Consider the following 17415-nt stretch of genomic DNA (forward strand, 5'->3'; position numbering starts at 1 on the left):
CTCCCCCGGCCGCGGCCGCGCCCCTCCCCCTTACTCCTCTTGTTCACTCGTTCCGATGGGAGCGCTCCCGTATGACAGCGTCCGACATCCGTCCCGCAGCGAGCGGCACCGCCGCAGCCGGCGGCCACCAGTTCCCGCCCGGCTTCCTGTGGGGTGCGGCCACCGCCGCGTACCAGATCGAGGGCGGCGCTGCCGAGGACGGGCGCACCCCGTCGATCTGGGACACCTTCAGCCACACCCCCGGCAAGGTCTTCGAGGGCCACACCGGCGACGTCGCCGCCGACCACTACCACCGGTTCCGCGACGACGTGCGCCTCATGGCCGACCTCGGTCTGAGCGCCTACCGGTTCTCCGTCTCCTGGTCCCGCGTCCAGCCCACCGGCCGCGGGCCGGCGGTGGAACGCGGCCTCGACTTCTACCGCGCGCTCACCGACGAGCTGCTGGAGCACGGCATCCAGCCCGCCGTCACCCTCTACCACTGGGACCTGCCGCAGGAGCTCGAGGACGCCGGCGGCTGGCCCGCCCGCGACACCGCGGAGCGCTTCGGCGAGTACGCGCGGATCGTCGCCGAGGCGCTCGGCGACCGCGTCCAGCTGTGGACCACCCTCAACGAGCCCTGGTGCAGCGCCTTCCTCGGCTACGGCTCCGGCGTCCACGCCCCGGGCCGCACCGACCCGGTCGCCGCCCTGCGCGCCGCCCACCACCTCAACCTCGGCCACGGCCGCGCCGCCGAGGCGCTGCGCTCGGTCCTCCCGGCCCGCGCCCAGCTCGGCATCACCCTCAACCTGCACCAGGTCCGCGCGCTCACCGGCTCCGCCGCCGACGTGGACGCCGCCCGCCGCATCGACGCCGTCGGCAACCGGGTCTTCACCGGCCCGCTGCTCAAGGGCGCGTACCCGCGGGACCTGCTCGAGGACACCCGCGGCCTGACCGACTGGTCCTTCGTCCAGGACGGCGACCTCGCCGCGATCAAGCGCCACCCGCTGGACGTGCTCGGCATCAACTACTACACGCCCACCCTGGTGTCGGACGGCGCCTCCGTGGACGGACCGCGCAGCGACGGCCACGGCTCCAGCGCGTTCTCGCCCTGGCCGGGCGCGGACGACGTCGCCTTCCACCAGCCCCCGGGCGAGCGGACGGCGATGGGCTGGTCCGTCGACCCGACGGGCCTGTACGACCTGCTGATGCGGATGAACCGCGAGTTCCCCGACCTCCCGCTGCTCATCACCGAGAACGGCGCGGCCTACGAGGACTCCGTGGGCCCCGACGGCGCGGTGCACGACCCCGAGCGGGTGGAGTACCTGCGCGTCCACCTCGAGGCGGTCCACCGCGCCATGCGCGACGGCGCCGACGTCCGGGGCTACTTCCTGTGGTCCCTGATGGACAACTTCGAGTGGGCGTACGGGTACAGCAAGCGCTTCGGCGCGGTCTGGGTCGACTACGAGACGCAGGAGCGCATCCCGAAGTCCAGCGCCCACTGGTACGCGGGCGTCGCCCGCAACGGCGCGCTCCCCGACGCGGCGGAGGCCGACGCCTCGTCGTGACGCGGCGACGGGACGCGGCGCGCTACTTGGAGGGGAGCGCCGCGTCCCGTCCCACGTCGCGGAGGAACTCCGTCCAGGCCGCGGGGGTGAAGGACAGGGAGGGCCCGTCCGGGTCCTTGCTGTCGCGCACGTGCACGCGGTGGGGGGTGGTGGCGACCTCGACGCAGTTGCTGCCCTCGGTGTCGCTGTACGTGGACTTCCGCCAGGACAGTGCGCCGTTCATGCCTCACCCGCCATCCGCTCGATGAACCGCGCCGACTCGTCGGCTCCGAGGGCCTCCGTTCGGATCATGCCATGCCGTTGCGTCAGTGCCCCCACTTGTGCCGGGTCCGCGGTCAGCAGGCTGAGTGACTGCCCCTCGGTGAGGGCGAGCCGTTCGTGCTCCCGGCTCTCCAACAGAACGATGGGGCCGTTCAGCCCGGGGTGGGCGCCGGCGGCGAACGGCAGCACCTGCAGGGACACGTTGCGCAGTCCTGCCACCTCCAGCAGGTGCAGGAACTGCCGCCGCGCCGTGGCCGGGCCGCCCACGGGACAGCGCAGGGCCGCCTCGTACACCACGAAGCTGAACTCGACGGGTGGACTGCGCCGCAACAAGGTCTGGCGCTCCAGCCGTGCCCGGACCCGTTCCTCCAGGACCTCGTCGTCGAGCGGCGGCCGATGCGCGCCGAGCAGCGCCCGTACGGTTCCCTCGATCTGGAGCAACCCGGGGATCAGCAGCGGCTCGTACGACCAGAGGCTGACGGCCTCCGCCTCATAACGGAAGAACTCCTGCGACCTCGCGGGGAACCGCTCCGGTTTGAGGTACGCCTCCGCCGCGGAGAGCTTCCCGTGGGCCCCGCAGAGCTGGTCCGCGACCTGGAGCAGTCGAGTGGTGGGCCGGCGGCGGCCCTGCTCCATGGACTTCACCGTCTCGTAGCCGTACGCCGCCTCGCGGGCCAACTGCTCACGCGTGACGCCCGCTTGCTCGCGCCAGAGTTTGACCTGGTTGCCGCAGTACCGCCACGCCATCGGCGGCTGGGTCACCTCGCCGGTCATCCGCACCCACCCCCGTACTCTCCGTGGTCACCAGACTACGGAAAGGCAGTGTCAGTCGCGCCCGAAGCTGTGGAAGCGGCCGGTGGCCGTGAAGCCGCGGCGGCCGTACCAGTGCCGGGGCCAGTCGTCCTCGTCGGCGACGAGGAAGCGGGTGGGGCACCCGGCGTCGACGGCCTGGCGCAACGCCGTGGACAGGACTGCGTCGGCGTAGCCGCGGCCGAGGTGGGCCTCGGCGGTGATGAGGTCCTCGACCTGGGCGGTGCCGGACGCGGGGTCGATGTAGAGATCCGCCCAGGAGGCGACGTCGCCCTCGGGCGTCCGCGCGCCGATGAAGCGGACGACGTCCGCGCCGCGGCGGCGGGCCTCACGGCGGTCGACGAGCTGGCGGACGGTCTCGTCGTCGGCCTCCGGGAGGAAGCTGCGCCAGCGCCGGGCGAGGGGTTCGCGGAAGGCGTCGAGGTCCACCTCCTCCGCGGGACCGCCGTCCGGCACCGGGCCGGTGTGCAGCATGACGAGCTCGGCGGAGTGGTGGTAGCCGGCACGGATCAGGGGCCCGGCGCAGGCGGTGCCCGCCGCGTCGTCCAGGACGGTGATCGCGCGGTGCTTCAGGTGGCCCAGCGCCTCGTCGGCGAGGGCCGGCAGCGCCTCGGGGTCCACGGCCCCGTCCACGACCACCTGGTTGTTGCCGTGCGAGTACGCGTAGGCATCGTCGAGTACGGCGAAGGCGCCGGGTAGTTCGACGGTGCGCGCGGCCTGGCGGCGGGCGAAGGCGGCGACGAAGGCGCGGATCTGCGGCATTTGCGGTCCTGACATGGGGGCAGCCTAGGCCGGGCCGCTAGGGTCGCGTGCCATGGCGATACAACTCTTCGGCGCCGACGAGGCTTTCGTGGACCGGATGATCGCGCTCGCGGACCTGCCGTGGAGCCGCCGGGCGGTCGAGGACGCGTTCGTGGCCAACGGCTGGGAGGTCCAGGAGGACGAGGAGGAGGGACCCGTCATCGGCTGGTGGGAGGTGCAATTCCTCCCCGGGCGCGAGGAGGGCGTCGACGACTGGTGGCTGGAGCTGGGCGAGGCTCCCGACTGCATGGACGACGGCTCCCCCGACGCCGTGTGCGCCCACGCCGGATGCGGTGAGGGGAGCTACGTCCTGCACCCCTTCGCGTACTTCGCCGACCCCGACGACCCGGCCGAGTGGGACAACGAGTTCGGGCCCTGGCACAGCCGCCCCGACGTGCGGCGCGAGGCGACGGCGGAGGACCACGACGCCGAGTACCGGCGGGTGGGGGCCCTGCTGCGCGACCGCCTCGGGGAGCCGGAACCCGCGGGCCCCTGGCCGTACAAGGACATCGACGCCACCCGGCACGTCCGCTGGCCGCGGGGCGAGGCGTACGTGATCCTGCTCGACGGGAACGACGCCATGTCGTACGGCGCCTACCGCCGGGCGGGCGTCGTCGTCCGGCCGCGGCGCTAGGACTGCTCCGGGCGATCACGTGCCGTACCTGGCGGCCACGGGTCGGTGCTGCTTGAGCCGGTTGTGTCGCCGGGGTGGTCGAAGGGCGGGCGCCACCCAGACGGGGCCCGCCGAGCCACCGGCGACCACTGACGACTCGGACTGACCGTGAGCGCCGCAGCCGAGCAGGCGGCGAGCGGTTGAACTGACGCGGTCGGCGGGGACGCGTGGCGGGGTGCGCGACGGCGGCGTGCTCAAGCGTACGTCCGATACACAGCCCGTCATTCCCACGGCAGTTGAGGAACTGATACCTCTTACGTAGCGTCAATTTCTCTGCTGCTGCAGTCAAGAAGAGACACGGGGGTGTCCGCGGTGGGTGTCGTACTGCCCGACGAGCTGGCGTACGTGCTCGACCTGATAGGCATCGCGTGGCCGAACGTCGACGAGGACGACTACCGCGAGATGGCCACGTCGCTGCGGGACTTCGCGGACGACATGGACGGCGGCGCCATGGACGCCCACACCGCCGTGCAGGAGCTGCTGGGCGCGAACGCGGGCGCCGCGATGGACGCCTTCGAGGCGCACTGGGGCAAGGTCAAGGGCACGCATCTGGCCAATCTCGCCGAGGCCGCGCGGATGGGGGCGACGGCGCTCGACGGGGTGGCGATCGCGATCGAGGTCGCCAAGGTCGCGGCGATCGTCCAACTCGGCATCCTGGCAGCGGAGATCGTCGCGACCATCGCCTCCGCGCCCTTCACCCTCGGCCTGTCGAGCTTCGCCGGGGCCGCCGCGACACAGGCGACCCGGATGATCGTGAAGAAGATCTTCCGCGAGGTCATCAACCAGGTCGTGGACCAGTTGATGTCCATCGCCACCGCCCCGATCTACGCCGCCCTGGAGTCGATGGCGGCCGACCTGATCATCCAGGTCGGTTCCAATGCCCTCGGCCTCCAGAAGGGCGTCGACCTCGGCCGGACCGCCGACGCCGGCAAGGAGGGCTTCGGCGAGGGCGTCGACGGCGCCAAGAAGCAGGCCGACAGCTTCACGCTCGCCAGCGCCGGAGGCGGCGGAGGCGGAGGTGGAGGCGGGGGCGGGGGCGCGGGAACCGGCGGTGGCGGCGGGGGCACCCACTTCCAGAGCGACGGGGACAGCTTCGACCGGATCGACACCCAGCTCGACGGCATCACCGGCTCCCTGCACGGCAAGTCGAAGGGGCACATAGGCCGCGCCCGCAACGCCAAGAGCCGCACCGGCGGCCGCGGCGAGATCGCCGAGCACGTCATGCCGATCGCCACGAAGATCGTGGACGGCATCGGCGAGGCGGCCGAGAAGGCCGTGGGCCATCTGCGCGGCGACATGCGCAAGGGCCTCAAGCAGATGCACCAGAACCACCGCGACAACGACGACCACATCGCGACCGAACTGAACACCATTCACGGGGCCCGGAACCGCGATCCCAACAACCCGACCCCGGTCTACCTGCTGCACGACGACGGCAGGGTCCAGCGCGTCCATCCCGACGCCTCGACGAGCGACGTGCACCCCCTGGACACCTCGGGGATCCACAACATCACGGGCGGCAAGTCCTCCACGACCCCCATCAAGAAGGGTGACTACCCGCTCCCGCCGAAGAAGAAGGGCGACATCCGGACCAAGGTGGACTCGCGCCAGATTCCCGAGGGCGGGTCGGAACTGGCGCGAGCCACCCAATTGGCGCGCCAGGCGCACAACGGCACGGGCGACTACGGCGACAACAACTACGCCGCGGTCCGGTACAAGGACGACCGGGGGGGTGAGTTCATCCTCGTCGGGCGGAGCAACCGCGCCATCTACGCGCACTCCGAGCGGGTGCTCGGCGTCCCCATCATGAACACCGGGAACCAGGACCACATCACGGAGCTCTATACGGAGAGAGCACCCTGCGAACGCAGGTCACCCGTGTGTGCCGCATGGCTGCAGCACTACTTCCCCAACGCCTCGGTGGAACACACGTTCCAGTACGGGCCCACCAAGGCGAGCGAGGACGCCGGCAACGAGGAGCACCAGCGCTACATGGAGCGGCTCAAGCAACGCCACGGTCGGGCGTGATGAGTAGACTCCGCTGGTCCGACGCCCACCGACAGGTCGTGCGGCGTCATGGCGTGAGCAGGAAGGACCGGTGAATGTCGCTCGAGCAGACGCACGCACATCTCGTTGAGGTCTTCGGACCCGAGGCCGTCGTCCGTGTACCCGAGGACTCCCTCAACCCGGCCATCACGCATGGGGAGACCAGGCGTTTCCTCGCCGAGGCGGGTCTTCCCGATCCCAAGGACTTCCTGTTCGGACTGGAACCGGGTGTCGCCGGCGGCATGAGGCTCGCGGGTGAGGTGTACGAATTCTTCGGCGACATGGAGGACCTCCCGCGGACATCGGGCAGCTGGGTCTTCATCGGCTGGATCGGCTACGACGACGGTCTGGTCGTGGACGGCGTGGACGGTTCCGTCCACGCACTCCCCCAGGGTGAGTCCCTCTCCGAGCCGCTTCACCCGGGCCTCGCCGAACTCGCGGAGTTCCTGACCGTTCTGTACGAGGAGCGGGCCAACTACGGCGACGGCACGGACCGGCAACTCCGCGAGGAGAGCGTGGAGCGGATCACGGCGCGCTTCCGCTCCGTCGACCCCGGCGCGCTGGCCGACGAGGAAGGCACGTACACGCGTCTCCTGGAAAGCATCGCCGAGCATTACTGACGGACCGACGCGACGGAGCGCCCGTCGAGGAGGAAGAGGGCAAGTGACCGACCTTGGGCAACCCGTGGTCGCGCGGTTCGGCGAGGGCGGCGTCCGCCGCTTCGCGAGCGCTCCGGGCGTGGTGGTGCCGCTCCAGGTGGGACCGTACTTCGCGACCGCACCGGAGGATCCGGAGTCGCTGGTCGAGTACGCGGCGACCCTTGAGGTGGGAGTTCCCGAACGGGCGCGCGAGTACGTCCGGCTCGGCAACGACCGCGGGTACGAGATCTGCCTGGCCCCCAACGGCGCCGTACGCGGCGTCCTCGTGGAGTACGACGAGCCCGAGCGGCATGTGAACGGCACTCTGGAGGCGTTCGCCCGGAGCCTGGTGGCGCTGGACGAGGCCCTCACGGCGATCGCGGCCACCGACCGGCCCGAGACGGCGTCGCAGGCGTTCGCGGCACTGGAGACGCGGCTGCGGGAACTGGACGGGACGGCGTTCGCGGACCGCGAGGACTGGTGGCCGCAGGTGCTGGACGACATCCGGGACACCGCGAGCGCGGAGTGGTTCGCGGCGTTCGAGGTCGTCGACGCCGACGGGGAGGCGAAGATCCTGACCTCCTCGGGCGGGATCTGCGTGCACCCCGAGGAGCGGCTGTGGGCGAACCTGCGGGCGTCCGGGGTGGAACCGGAGCAGGTCAGGCGCATCCACACCGAACTGGAGTCGTGCTTCATGCCGGGGCACTACTGCTCGATGATGCTCGCGGACCTCTTCCCGGAAGCCGGGCTGACGCACAACTTCCCCTACGGGGAGACGGCCGAGTCCCGGGCCGCCGGCATCCGGAAGCTGCGCGAGGCGGCGGCACAGGAAGGCTGAGGAACATGAACGGGGAACTGGGGACGGCGGACCGGCCCGCTCTCGGGGCCGGCCGGGGGCCCTCCGGGCGGCGGATCCTGGAGTGGGCGACGTCGGGCACCAAGGCACCGCTGGCGGTGACCGGTTCCCCCGGGGCCGGCAAGAGCCATCTGCTGGCGTGGTTCGTGGCCGGCGCGCACGAAGCCCCCGGCACCATGGTGCACGGCCTCGCCCCCGCCCGCGGTCTGACCGTGGACGCCATGTCCTGGGAACTGGGACGGCAACTGGGATACGGGCCGCTCTCCCCGGATGACCTGCTGGGGCGGATCCTGGCCGACCCGCGGCCGCTGACCCTGGGCTTCGCCGACCTGCACCGCGCCCGGCCCGGCTGCCGGGAGGGCCTCGTGGACCCCCTGCTGGACTTCCCGCACGTGCGCATGCTCCTCGAAGCGGGGGATGCGGGCAGCGTTCCGGACGGCGCCATCGTGGTCGATCTGGACGACCCCGTGCTGACCGATCACGCGGAGTTCGCCGCCTGGTACGCCGGGCTGGTCCCGGCCGGCGCCGCCTTCACCGCGGACCAGGTGTTCCCGCACCCCGCCACGGCCCGCCTCGCCGCGACGGTCCCCGGGCCCCCCGCCGAGGGGCCCGTACCGGCCGTGTGGTGGGCGCGGCTGCCCGAGGCGGCCCGCCCCGCGCTGCACACTCTGGCCGCGCTGCGCGGCCCCGTCCCCCGGGACGTGTGGGAGTTGCTCCACGCGCACCTGACGGGCGACCCCGCGGCGCGCGAGGCCGTCGCCGCCGCCGTGGAGCGCCTGCCCGCGGGAGCCCGGTACGAGGTGCCGCCCGGGGGACCGGTCGTCGCGGACCTGGACCAGCGCATCGTCGACGTCCTCAAGTCCCGTGCCCTGACCAGCTCCTTCGCCCGGGAACACGTGCTCGGCCACGCCGTCGCCGCCGGTACGGCGGACCGGTTGCTGCGCGACGCGGGCTTCCTCGTCCACGGCTCCGCGACCGCCGTGACGGCGGCTCTCTCGGACCCGGACACCGCAGCCGCGGCCCCCGCGGTGCTGGCCCCCGTGTGGCGCCGCGCGGCGCCCGTGCTGACGACCCCCGGCTTGAGCGACCCCGAGCGCGCCGCCGTCCTGCACGCCGCCGCGCTCGCCGACGCGCCGCAGATGGCCGCTCTGCTGCGCCCCGTCGCCGAGCGGCACACCTGGACCGCGGAGTGGTTCCGCCCCGGCGATTCCTTCACCGCCCTCGGCCCCGGCACGGTCGAGGGGGAGCTGCTCGCGGCCGATCCCCTCGGCCGGCTGCACGCCCTCGATCCCGCCACGGGCGCGGACCTGCGCAGGGTGCCCGCCCCCACCGAAGTACGGCCGCTGGCCCTGGCGGCTCTCGGCGACGGCGTGCTGCTCCTCGACCGCGACCAGGTCCTGCACGCCTTCCCGCCCGGCACGGTCGCCTTCGGCGAGGCCGCCCACCGCCACAACCAGGACGGTCCGTCGGCCGTGGCCTCGGTGCCCGCCTCCGGTCTCCTGGCCGTCGGTGACGCCGAGGGCCGCGTCCACCTGTGGCGCTCCCCCGCGTACGACCCCGAGCCCCTCAGCCGCCTCCTGCACCAGGCGCCGGTCTCCACGCTCGCCCACGTCCATTCGGCCCGGCACGACCTGTCGTTCTGCCTCAGCGGCGGGCTGGACGGCACCCTGCGCCTGTGGGCGACCTCGGGCGAACCGATGCCGGACCCCGTGGAGCGGCGCGACTGCGTCATCACCGCCCTGGCCGCCGCGGACACCCCCGCCCACGGCCCGGTCGCCGTCGCCGCCTGGGCCGACGGCCGGGCCGGCGTCTGGGACCTGCTCGGCGCCCGCGTCCACCTCCTTCCGTTGCTGCACCGGGCCGACGGGATCGCCCTCACGCCCGACGGCGCCCTCACCGTCACCGGCCCCGGCGGGACGTACGGCCTCCGGCTCCACTTCGACCGGCTGTGGGCCCAGTAGACCGTGGCGACGTCCGCCGTACCCGCCCGTAAGGCGTCGCCGGCTCACGCCGGTCGCGACTCCGCCTGCCGGCGCAGGAATTCGGCGACGTCCGGGCGCCGGGTGTACGGCTGGAGGGTCTGGGCGGCGGAGGCGAGCATGCCCCGTACGCGCGGGGACTGGACGCGGCCGAGGAGGTCGAGGACGCGGATGCCGGCGTCGGTGGCCTCGTCGACGCGGCGCGCGGAGGCGAGGTTGTTGGCGAGTTCGGCGGTGTACAGCGCGGCGTTGCGGGTGAAGTGCGGTGCCTGCAGGCCCACCGCGCGCCGCGCGTGCTCCGCGGCGCGGTGGTGGTCGCCGAGGGCGGACCAGGACTGGGCCTCCAGGCCGGCGAGTTCGGCCTCGCCGTAGAAGGTCATCCACTCCGGGTCCGCGGCGCTGGGCCCGCGGCCGAACAGGGTCTGGGCGCGGGACAGGGCGCGTTCGCAGCCCGGGCGGTCGCCGAGGCCCGCCCAGCCGCCCGCCTCGCGGAGGGCGAGCAGCGACAGCAGGCGGGGTGAGCCGAGGTGGCGGGCGGCCTGCTGGGCGGCCTGGGCGGCGCGGACGGCCTCGCGGGAGCGGCCGGCGTCGCGGGCGAGGAAGGACGCGTTGCAGAAGGCGTGCGACTCCAGGGCGCGGTCGCCGGCCATGCGGGCGGTGGCGAGGGCCTCGCCGTAGAAGGAGCGGGCGTCGGCGAGGCGCCCGGAGTCGTGGGCCAGCCAGCCCACGGAGATGGCGAGTTCACCGGCGCCGCCCATCAGGTCCTCGGCGACGGCCTGGCTGTACGTGCCCTCGTCGAGGAGGCGGTAGGCGACGCCGAGGGAGTGGCCGGCCTGACGGTAGAGCGCGCCGGCGCCGTGCCGGTCGTCGTGCAGGCGGATCTCCCGGACGGCCGCGCGGACGGCGCGGGCCTGAGGTCTGCCCACCTTGTGCACCGCCTCCGCCGCGGCGGCCGGCCCCAGCATGAGGGTCGTGGCGATGGCGGCCGGGCCGCCGGTCATGAACGCGCGACGCAGCACGTCGCTCTCCTCGTCGGTTTCGGTCTCGTACGGGGCCGGCCGGGGGGCCGGTGTCGCCGGGAGGCGCCGGCCGCGGACCAGTTCGCGCGGCTCGAAGCCCATGTCGGCGAGGTCGCGGCCGGGGAACATGTGCCGGAAGACCCGCTCGTAGGCGTAGTTGGGGCAGCGGATCTCACCGGACTCCACGCGGCCGATGTAGCGGGCGTCGCAACTGACCTGCTCACCGATGTCCCGTCCCGCGCGGCGCACGGCGGCGGCGAACTCACCGGGCGACCGGTCTCCGCGCAGGCGCCGGAAGGCGGTGTTGGGGGTGGACGGTGACGAGTGCATCGCCGGGCTCCCGATGGACGGTCGGTGCGGTGCCGGGTGGCGGCGCGACGACCGTACTCGCTGTGACGGTCCAAGTACCGGGAGTTTGGCTACAAAAGGGATATCTCACCCTCCATTCGCCATGAAACGCCACCCCTGGCGGCGTCAAGGAGGCGTAGCTGTTGACGTCCGCGCGCGTTGGACACCGTGCAACCCACCGTCCGAGCCCGAGGAGGATGCGCCTTGTTGGACGAGCCATGGGATCTGGTCACCGTCCCGGCCCGGCAGGGGCTGGAGGCCGTGGACATCCTGCGCCTGCGGACCGGCCTCGGGCCCGTGCTGCACGACAGCTCGGGAGACAGCCTCGGCTTCCTGGTGCCGCCGGGCACGGCCGACGGCTGGGACATGCCGGGCAGCGCCTGCACCCAGACCGCGGGCGGCGGCTTCACCGTCCCCGGCGAGCTGCGGGAGCCCCCGGTGGAGGGCACCGGCTGGCTGGTGCCGCCGCACAACGACACCGCCGTGACGGACCCGGCGGTGCTGCGCGACGCCCTGGGCGAGGCGGCCCGGATGATCGAGCTGGCCGACCGGCTCTGAGCCCGCCCGCGGACCGCCGCCCATACTGGGGGGCATGGCACCGCGCAGGACGAGGACGACGAAGGCACCGGACGGCATACGCGAGCAGGTCGGCGGGGGTCTCGCCGAGCTCGTGCCGGACCGGGACCGGCCGCGCGGCTGGTCGCTGCTGATCGACGGCGCCCCGCAGTCGCACGTCGACCTCGACGACCCCGCGTACCTGGACTTCTCCTACCAGCGCCGCCTCGGCCACGTCGTCGACCTCGCCGCACCGCCCGGCCGCCCGTTGCGGGTGCTGCACCTCGGGGGCGGCGCGCTGACCATGGCCCGCTACACGGCGGCGACCAGACCGCGCTCGACCCAGCAGGTGGTGGAGCTGGACACCCCGCTGGTCGAACTGGTGCGGCGGGAACTGCCCTGGGACCGCACGTGGCGCATCAAGGTACGCGGCGGCGACGCCCGCGAGGGCCTGACGAAGGTCCCGGAGGGCTGGGCCGACCTGGTCATCACGGACGTCTTCGGCGGGGCCAGGACGCCTGCCCACCTCACCAGCACGGAGTTCCTGGCGCAGGTGCGGCGCGCGATGGCGCCGGGCGGGGTCTACGCCGCCAATGTGGCGGACGGCGGACGGCTGGAGTTCCTGCGGGCGCAGATCGCCACGGTGCGGGCGTGCTTCCCGCACGCGTGCCTGGCGGCGGATCCCGCCGTGCTGCGGGGGCGGCGCTTCGGCAACGTGATCCTGGTCGCCGCGGACGGCGAGCTGCCGGTCGCGGAGTTCACCCGGCGGGTGGCCTCCGACCCGCACCCGGGACGGGTCGAGCACGGCCGGGAGCTGGCGGCCTTCGCGGGCGGCGCGACGGCGGTCACGGACGCGACGGCGGCGGCCTCCCCCGTTCCCCCGGAGTCGGTGTTCCGGTAGGCGCGACCGGGGCGGACCCTAACCGCCGGTGTTCCGCGCCTTGTAGGTGTCGACCGTGGGCGGGTGCCCGTTCCAGGTGCAGAAGAGCGAGGACGTCGTGGTGGCGGAGACGAAGTCGACCCGGATCCACTCCGGTTGCTTCCACACCTTCATCTCCCAGCCGGCGTCGGGTGTCGCCGACACCAGGGTCGCGGAGTCCGCGCCGAGGTCGAGCACGACCCGTCCGCCCTCGACCGTGTAGCCGTGCACGGTGCCGGTGTCGGCGGAGGAGGTCGCGGCCGGGGTGGCCGAACCGGGCGGGCGGGCCGGGGCGGTGGAGGGGGTGCGCGGTCTGGCCCGGGCGGTACGGTCCGGGCTGCCGCCGGCCCCGGGCCGGTCGGCACGGTGCGTGGCGGCGCCGTCCGGGGACCGGGTGGGGGCGCGGACCTCGTCGGCGACCGGCTCGGAGATCGGCAGGGCCCGCGGCGGGTCGTAGGCCGTACCCGCCAGCACGTGGTGGACGCCGAACCACGACAGTGCGACGGCGGCGCTCGTGGCGAGCGTCCACGCTCCGGCGTGCGCCAGTCCTCTTCGCATCCGTCCATGGTGCCGGACGCAACCGCCGGGCGGGGTTGGGGGTTGCGCTTCGCGTTCTGACGTGCTCGCGCCCACCCGGCATCCCCCGGATGGGCTAGGTTGCGGGCCATGGCAAGTGTGCTCGTGGTCGAGGACGACCAGTTCGTGCGCTCCGCCCTCATCCGGCACCTCACCGAGGCCGCGCACACCGTACGGAGCGTGGGCACGGCCCTGGAAGCGCTGCGGGAGGTCGCACAGGTCGGTTTCGACGTGGTGATCCTGGACCTCGGCCTGCCGGACCTGGACGGGGCCGAGGCGCTGAAGATGCTGCGCGGCATCACCGACGTGCCGGTGATCATCGCCACGGCGCGGGACGACGAGTCGGAGATCGTACGGCTGCTCAACGCCGGCGCCGACGACTACCTCATCAAACCGTTCTCGGTCGAGCACCTGTCGGCGCGCATGACGGCCGTGCTGCGCCGCTCCCGTACCCACGAGGCCGACCGGGTGCTGCGGGTGGGCGGGCTCCGGATAGACGTCCTGCGCCGCGAGGCCGTCCTGGACGGGACGCAACTGGACCTGACGCGCCGCGAGTTCGACCTGCTGTCCTTCCTGGCGGCCCGGCCGGGCGTGGTGGTGGCGCGGCGCGAACTGCTGTCGGAGGTGTGGCAGCAGTCGTACGGCGACGACCAGACCATCGACGTCCACCTGTCGTGGCTGCGCCGCAAACTGGGGGAGACGGCGGCCCGGCCGCGCTACCTGCACACGCTGCGCGGGGTGGGAGTGAAACTGGAGCCACCCCGGTGAGGTGGGCGCTGGTCAAGGTCTGCGTCGCGGTGACGGCGATGGTCGTCATCGCCTTCGCGGTGCCGCTGGCGCTCACGGTCAAGGAGATGGCCCGGGACCGGGCGATCGGCAACGCCGAGCGGCAGGCCGCGGCGATAGGGCCGGCGCTGGCGATCACCACCGACCGCACCCAGTTGGAGCGGGCCGTCGCCTCCACGCAGGCCGGCGCCGACGGGCGCATCGCCGTACGGGTGCCGGCGACGGAGGGCACGGCCGGGGTCCGGATCGGCGACCCGCACGCGCCGGACGCCGACCTCGACCGGGCCTCCGAACTGGGCCGGGCCTCCACCGTCCCGGTGGCCGGCGGCTACGCCCTGCTGCAGCCGACCGCGGTCAGTTCGGGCTCGGTGGCCGTGGTCGAGGTGTTCGTGCCGGACGCGGAGGTCAGCCGCGGGGTCACCACCGCCTGGGCCGTGCTGGCGCTGGTCGGCGTGGCCCTGATCGTGGGCGCGGTGGCGGTGGCGGACCGGCTGGGCACACGCATGGTGCGCCCGGCCAGGCGTCTCGCGGAGGCCGCGCACGGCCTGGGGCGCGGGGACCTGACCGTACGCGTCCCGGAGGACGGCCCCGCCGAACTGCGCTCCGCCGCCGCCGCGTTCAACGCGATGGCCGACCAGGTCGTGCAACTGCTCGCCAACGAACGGGAACTGGCCGCCGACCTGTCGCACCGGCTGCGCACCCCGCTGACCGTGCTGCGGCTCAACGCGGCCTCGCTGGGCGACGGTCCGGCCGGGGAGCAGACCCGGCACGCGGTGGCCCAGCTGGAGCGCGAGGTGGACCAGGTCATCCGCACCGCCCGCGCCCAGCAGGCGCAGAGCCAGCCGGTCGCGGTGGGCTGCGACGCGGCCGAGGTGATCCGGGAGCGGATGGCCTTCTGGTCGGCGCTCGCGGAGGACCAGGGGCGCGAGGTGAGCACCGCCGGCGTCGAACGCCCGGTGCGGGTGCCGGTGGCCCGGGCCGACCTGGTGGCGTCGCTGGACGCGATGCTCGGCAACGTCTTCCGGCACACCCCGGAGGGCACGGCCTTCGCGGTGGACGTGCACAGCAGCCAGGACGCGGTGATCGTGCTGGTCTCCGACGCCGGCCCCGGCATCAAGGACCCCGCGGCCGCGATGCGACGCGGCCAGGGCGCGGGCGGCGACGGTTCGACGGGCCTCGGGCTGGACATCGTGCGGCGCATGGCGGAATCCACCGGCGGCGACGTACGCCTCGGCGCCTCGGTGCTGGGAGGCGCGGAGATCCGGGTGTGGATCGCGCTGCGCCCGCTCGCGACGGGCGGCAAGCGCAACCACCGGGTGGTGCGCCGCCGCCGGCTGAAGCGCCCCGCCGCGGCCACGGAGGCCTGACCCGCCCCGGGACCCGGCCGGATCCCGGGGCGGGCCCCGGCCGCCGGGTCACCCCGTCCCCCCGGGAGGCCCGCGGAGGTCCGAACCATTAACCGGCCCCGATGGCTCCCTTAAGCGCGCCATAAAAGATCGAACGCCCGCGCGGCTCTGGGCATTTGTCCGAATCGGCGGCGCTAGCGTGCGGCTCCATGAGGAACTCGCATCGCCGTCGTCCCACCCGCGGGGCCGCCCTCCTCCGGGGCACGGCCACGGGCACGACCGCGGGCGCCGGGCCCTTCGCGGCCCACGGCGGCTGAGGCCGCAACACACGACCATCCCCGCTCCCCCCACACGGGCGCCCCGGCCGGCAGTTCAGCACCCCGCCCCGGCCGGGGCGCTCCCGTGTGCGCGCCGCGCGCTCAGCCGGGGAGCAGACCGTCCAGCAGCGCGGACAGCCCGGACTCGTACTGCGCGCGGCTCGACTGCTGGGCCGCGACGAGTTCGGGGGCGACCCCGGCGAGCGAGGGGTACCGGTCCGGCGGCAGGTCGGCGAGCCGGCTGCGGATCCTCTCGCGCAGCCCGGCCTCGGCCTCCTCGCACTCCGCGCGTTTGCGGCGGACCACCCACAGGGCGGCGCCCACCGTGTACTGCATCAGGGCCACTTGGGCCCGGGCGGCGGCCGGCGGATCGAGTCCGGCCGTGATCAGCAGGCAGAGCATGCGGTCGATGACGGCGATGGCCTCGTCGCCGCGGAGCGGGCGGCTCGTCAGCAACTGGAGCGCGGAGGGATGCTCACTGAAAAGCCGGTACACACCGACACAGAGTTCAATAAGCTGCCCGCGCGGCTCGCCGGAGCCGGGGGGCAGTTCGATCTCGCCGAGCATCCGTTCGTTGACGGCGTCGATGATCTCGTCCTTGCCCTTGAAGTGGGAGTAGACGGCCATGGTGCCGACGCCGAGTTCCTGGGCGAGCGCACGCATGGTGAAGGCCTCGGGCCCGTGGCGGTCGAGGAGCGCGACGGCGGCGTCGAGGACGCGGTCCGGGTTCAGGGTGTTGCGGGGGACGCGGCGCCGTGGGGAGCGGGCCGGCGGGGTCACAGTCATGTGGAATGTGTGTCCGGTCGGGGGGAATCGTGGGTGAGCGGTCTGCGGGTCGAGCGGTTTCCTTGATTCTCCCGCGTTCCCGGGCAACCCGGGGAGGAGTCGGGGCGTCTTTTCGCACGTCTTCCCGAGCACAGCTACTTGAATCCAGGACGAATCGGGGGTGAAGGGAATAGGCGGGGGCGGTGCCCGGGTTCCCTAGCGTACGTCGTACGGTAGACCGATGTGACTCTCACAGGGAGAGATGGGGGGAGAACGGCCGGATGACCATGAGCATGACCGCCCCGCGGGCGTCCGCCTACCGGGGCGGGCTCCGCTGGTGGACCGAACTGCCGCTGATCGCGGTGGTCTACGGCCTCTACACCGCGGGCCGCCTCCTCGTACGCGGCGACGTGGGCCGGGCCGTCGACCACGGCATCGCCATACTCCACCTGGAGGGAGCGCTCAGCCTCGACCCCGAGCGCTGGCTCAACTCCCTCTTCAGCCGCTACCGGGCGCTCGGTGTTCCCGCCGACTTCTGGTACGCCTCCCTCCACTACCTGGTCACCCCCGTGGTGCTGGTCTGGCTGTGGCGCCGGCGGCCCACCGTCTACCGGCTCGCCCGCACCTGGCTGCTGATGTCCACCCTCATCGGGCTGATCGGCTTCACGCTCATGCCCACCGCCCCGCCGCGGCTGCTGGCCGCCGGCCACGGCTTCGTCGACACCATGGCGCAGTACGGCTCCTACGGCTGGTGGGGCGCCGAGGCGAGCGCGCCGCGCGGGCTGGGCGGGATGACCAACCAGTACGCGGCCATGCCGAGCCTGCACGTGGGCTGGTCGCTGTGGTGCGGCATCATGCTCTGGCGCCACGGACGCACGTCCTTCGTCCGCGCCCTGGGCGTCCTCTACCCCCTCGGCACGACCCTCGTGGTCATGGGCACCGCCAACCACTACCTGCTGGACGCCCTGGCCGGCATCGCCGTGATGGGCATCGGGTTCCTGCTGGCGCGCCCCGCGCTGCGTGTGGTGGACCTCACGACGGACGCGGCGCGCGCCCGGTTCGCGGCACCGCGGCCCGCCCCCTCCACGGTCGTCGCGACCTCCCGCGACCTCGCCCCGGCGGACGTCGGGATCCTGCCGGAACCCGCGGTCGAACCGCGGCACTGACGCCGCGGCC

General features: G+C 73.5%; 17 protein-coding genes. 11 read left to right on the forward strand and 6 right to left on the reverse strand.

Going from position 1 to position 17415, the window contains the following annotated elements; all coding sequences use genetic code 11:
- The first annotated feature begins 71 nt into the window (after positions 1 to 71).
- Positions 72 to 1544, forward strand: coding sequence for a GH1 family beta-glucosidase (locus ACZ7MY_RS03480; RefSeq protein WP_499599168.1), 1473 nt, complete (start codon positions 72 to 74; stop codon positions 1542 to 1544).
- 22 nt (positions 1545 to 1566) lie between these two features.
- On the opposite strand, the gene ACZ7MY_RS03485 is transcribed toward ACZ7MY_RS03480, so the two are convergent.
- From ACZ7MY_RS03485 to ACZ7MY_RS03495, 3 genes are read right to left on the reverse strand one after another with little or no spacing between them, the layout of a single operon-like run.
- Entirely contained in the window at positions 1567 to 1767 is a 201-nt protein-coding gene (locus ACZ7MY_RS03485) for a DUF397 domain-containing protein (protein ID WP_499599170.1), read from the reverse strand.
- Positions 1764 to 2579 carry a helix-turn-helix domain-containing protein gene (locus ACZ7MY_RS03490; protein WP_499599172.1) on the reverse strand — a complete coding sequence of 272 codons (816 nt, stop codon included), beginning with the start codon at positions 2577 to 2579 and terminating at the stop codon, positions 1764 to 1766. Before ACZ7MY_RS03490 ends, ACZ7MY_RS03485 begins: the two co-directional genes overlap by 4 nt.
- Positions 2580 to 2630: 51 nt before the next feature.
- Complete coding sequence (locus tag ACZ7MY_RS03495) at positions 2631 to 3392, reverse strand: GNAT family N-acetyltransferase (RefSeq protein ID WP_499599173.1); 762 nt, start codon at positions 3390 to 3392, stop codon at positions 2631 to 2633.
- Between the two features lie 37 nt (positions 3393 to 3429).
- Between ACZ7MY_RS03495 and ACZ7MY_RS03500 the strand changes: the two genes are divergently transcribed.
- The 5 genes from ACZ7MY_RS03500 to ACZ7MY_RS03520 all read left to right on the forward strand — a co-directional run bounded on the left by ACZ7MY_RS03500 (position 3430) and on the right by ACZ7MY_RS03520 (position 9590).
- On the forward strand, positions 3430 to 4050 hold the full coding sequence (locus tag ACZ7MY_RS03500; protein ID WP_499599175.1) for a hypothetical protein: 621 nt from the start codon (positions 3430 to 3432) through the stop codon (positions 4048 to 4050).
- A gap of 342 nt (positions 4051 to 4392) precedes the next feature.
- Positions 4393 to 6117, forward strand: a complete 1725-nt coding sequence (locus ACZ7MY_RS03505) for a nucleic acid/nucleotide deaminase domain-containing protein (RefSeq protein ID WP_499599176.1) — start codon at positions 4393 to 4395, stop codon at positions 6115 to 6117.
- A 74-nt stretch (positions 6118 to 6191) separates the two neighbouring features.
- Positions 6192 to 6755, forward strand: coding sequence for an SUKH-4 family immunity protein (locus ACZ7MY_RS03510; RefSeq protein ID WP_499599177.1), 564 nt, complete (start codon positions 6192 to 6194; stop codon positions 6753 to 6755).
- A gap of 43 nt (positions 6756 to 6798) precedes the next feature.
- Positions 6799 to 7611, forward strand: a complete 813-nt coding sequence (locus ACZ7MY_RS03515) for a nucleic acid/nucleotide deaminase domain-containing protein (RefSeq protein WP_499599178.1) — start codon at positions 6799 to 6801, stop codon at positions 7609 to 7611.
- Positions 7612 to 7616: 5 nt separating this feature from the next.
- Positions 7617 to 9590, forward strand: coding sequence for a hypothetical protein (locus tag ACZ7MY_RS03520; RefSeq protein ID WP_499599179.1), 1974 nt, complete (start codon positions 7617 to 7619; stop codon positions 9588 to 9590).
- 44 nt (positions 9591 to 9634) lie between these two features.
- Here the strand turns inward: ACZ7MY_RS03520 and ACZ7MY_RS03525 are convergent, their stop codons facing one another.
- Complete coding sequence (locus ACZ7MY_RS03525) at positions 9635 to 10957, reverse strand: NsdA family TPR-like regulatory protein (RefSeq protein WP_499599181.1); 1323 nt, start codon at positions 10955 to 10957, stop codon at positions 9635 to 9637.
- A 177-nt stretch (positions 10958 to 11134) separates the two neighbouring features.
- Here ACZ7MY_RS03525 and ACZ7MY_RS03530 point away from each other — a divergent pair, with 177 nt between their 5' ends.
- Complete coding sequence (locus tag ACZ7MY_RS03530) at positions 11135 to 11533, forward strand: hypothetical protein (protein ID WP_499599182.1); 399 nt, start codon at positions 11135 to 11137, stop codon at positions 11531 to 11533.
- 34 nt (positions 11534 to 11567) lie between these two features.
- Entirely contained in the window at positions 11568 to 12431 is an 864-nt protein-coding gene (locus tag ACZ7MY_RS03535) for a spermidine synthase (protein ID WP_499599183.1), read from the forward strand.
- A gap of 18 nt (positions 12432 to 12449) precedes the next feature.
- On the opposite strand, the gene ACZ7MY_RS03540 is transcribed toward ACZ7MY_RS03535, so the two are convergent.
- Entirely contained in the window at positions 12450 to 13007 is a 558-nt protein-coding gene (locus ACZ7MY_RS03540) for a hypothetical protein (protein WP_499599185.1), read from the reverse strand.
- 108 nt (positions 13008 to 13115) lie between these two features.
- Here ACZ7MY_RS03540 and ACZ7MY_RS03545 point away from each other — a divergent pair, with 108 nt between their 5' ends.
- Positions 13116 to 13793 (forward strand): response regulator transcription factor, encoded by a 678-nt coding sequence (locus tag ACZ7MY_RS03545; RefSeq protein WP_499599186.1) that lies wholly within the window; start codon positions 13116 to 13118, stop codon positions 13791 to 13793.
- The gene (locus tag ACZ7MY_RS03550; protein WP_499599188.1) at positions 13790 to 15178 is read left to right on the forward strand and encodes a sensor histidine kinase; all 1389 of its coding nucleotides are present in this window, start codon (positions 13790 to 13792) and stop codon (positions 15176 to 15178) included. The genes ACZ7MY_RS03545 and ACZ7MY_RS03550 overlap by 4 nt, the downstream gene beginning before the upstream one ends.
- A 398-nt stretch (positions 15179 to 15576) precedes the next feature.
- Here the strand turns inward: ACZ7MY_RS03550 and ACZ7MY_RS03555 are convergent, their stop codons facing one another.
- Positions 15577 to 16260: a TetR/AcrR family transcriptional regulator gene (locus ACZ7MY_RS03555; RefSeq protein ID WP_499599190.1), complete on the reverse strand. Its 684-nt coding sequence runs from the start codon at positions 16258 to 16260 to the stop codon at positions 15577 to 15579.
- A gap of 260 nt (positions 16261 to 16520) precedes the next feature.
- Between ACZ7MY_RS03555 and ACZ7MY_RS03560 the strand changes: the two genes are divergently transcribed.
- Positions 16521 to 17405 (forward strand): phosphatase PAP2 family protein, encoded by an 885-nt coding sequence (locus ACZ7MY_RS03560; protein WP_499599192.1) that lies wholly within the window; start codon positions 16521 to 16523, stop codon positions 17403 to 17405.
- The last annotated feature ends 10 nt before the right edge of the window (positions 17406 to 17415 follow it).

It is taken from the genome of Streptomyces sp. NPDC111520 (genome assembly GCF_055635295.1).

What these genes read in the sequence shown, in the direction of transcription:
- ACZ7MY_RS03480 (WP_499599168.1), top strand. Translation starts at nt 72, where the DNA reads ATGACAGCGTCCGACATCCGTCCCGCAGCGAGCGGCACCGCCGCAGCC.
- ACZ7MY_RS03485 (WP_499599170.1), bottom strand. Translation starts at nt 1,767, where the DNA reads ATGAACGGCGCACTGTCCTGGCGGAAGTCCACGTACAGCGACACCGAG.
- ACZ7MY_RS03490 (WP_499599172.1), bottom strand. Translation starts at nt 2,579, where the DNA reads ATGACCGGCGAGGTGACCCAGCCGCCGATGGCGTGGCGGTACTGCGGC.
- ACZ7MY_RS03495 (WP_499599173.1), bottom strand. Translation starts at nt 3,392, where the DNA reads ATGTCAGGACCGCAAATGCCGCAGATCCGCGCCTTCGTCGCCGCCTTC.
- ACZ7MY_RS03500 (WP_499599175.1), top strand. Translation starts at nt 3,430, where the DNA reads ATGGCGATACAACTCTTCGGCGCCGACGAGGCTTTCGTGGACCGGATG.
- ACZ7MY_RS03510 (WP_499599177.1), top strand. Translation starts at nt 6,192, where the DNA reads ATGTCGCTCGAGCAGACGCACGCACATCTCGTTGAGGTCTTCGGACCC.
- ACZ7MY_RS03520 (WP_499599179.1), top strand. Translation starts at nt 7,617, where the DNA reads ATGAACGGGGAACTGGGGACGGCGGACCGGCCCGCTCTCGGGGCCGGC.
- ACZ7MY_RS03525 (WP_499599181.1), bottom strand. Translation starts at nt 10,957, where the DNA reads ATGCACTCGTCACCGTCCACCCCCAACACCGCCTTCCGGCGCCTGCGC.
- ACZ7MY_RS03535 (WP_499599183.1), top strand. Translation starts at nt 11,568, where the DNA reads ATGGCACCGCGCAGGACGAGGACGACGAAGGCACCGGACGGCATACGC.
- ACZ7MY_RS03540 (WP_499599185.1), bottom strand. Translation starts at nt 13,007, where the DNA reads ATGCGAAGAGGACTGGCGCACGCCGGAGCGTGGACGCTCGCCACGAGC.
- ACZ7MY_RS03545 (WP_499599186.1), top strand. Translation starts at nt 13,116, where the DNA reads ATGGCAAGTGTGCTCGTGGTCGAGGACGACCAGTTCGTGCGCTCCGCC.
- ACZ7MY_RS03555 (WP_499599190.1), bottom strand. Translation starts at nt 16,260, where the DNA reads ATGACTGTGACCCCGCCGGCCCGCTCCCCACGGCGCCGCGTCCCCCGC.
- ACZ7MY_RS03560 (WP_499599192.1), top strand. Translation starts at nt 16,521, where the DNA reads ATGACCATGAGCATGACCGCCCCGCGGGCGTCCGCCTACCGGGGCGGG.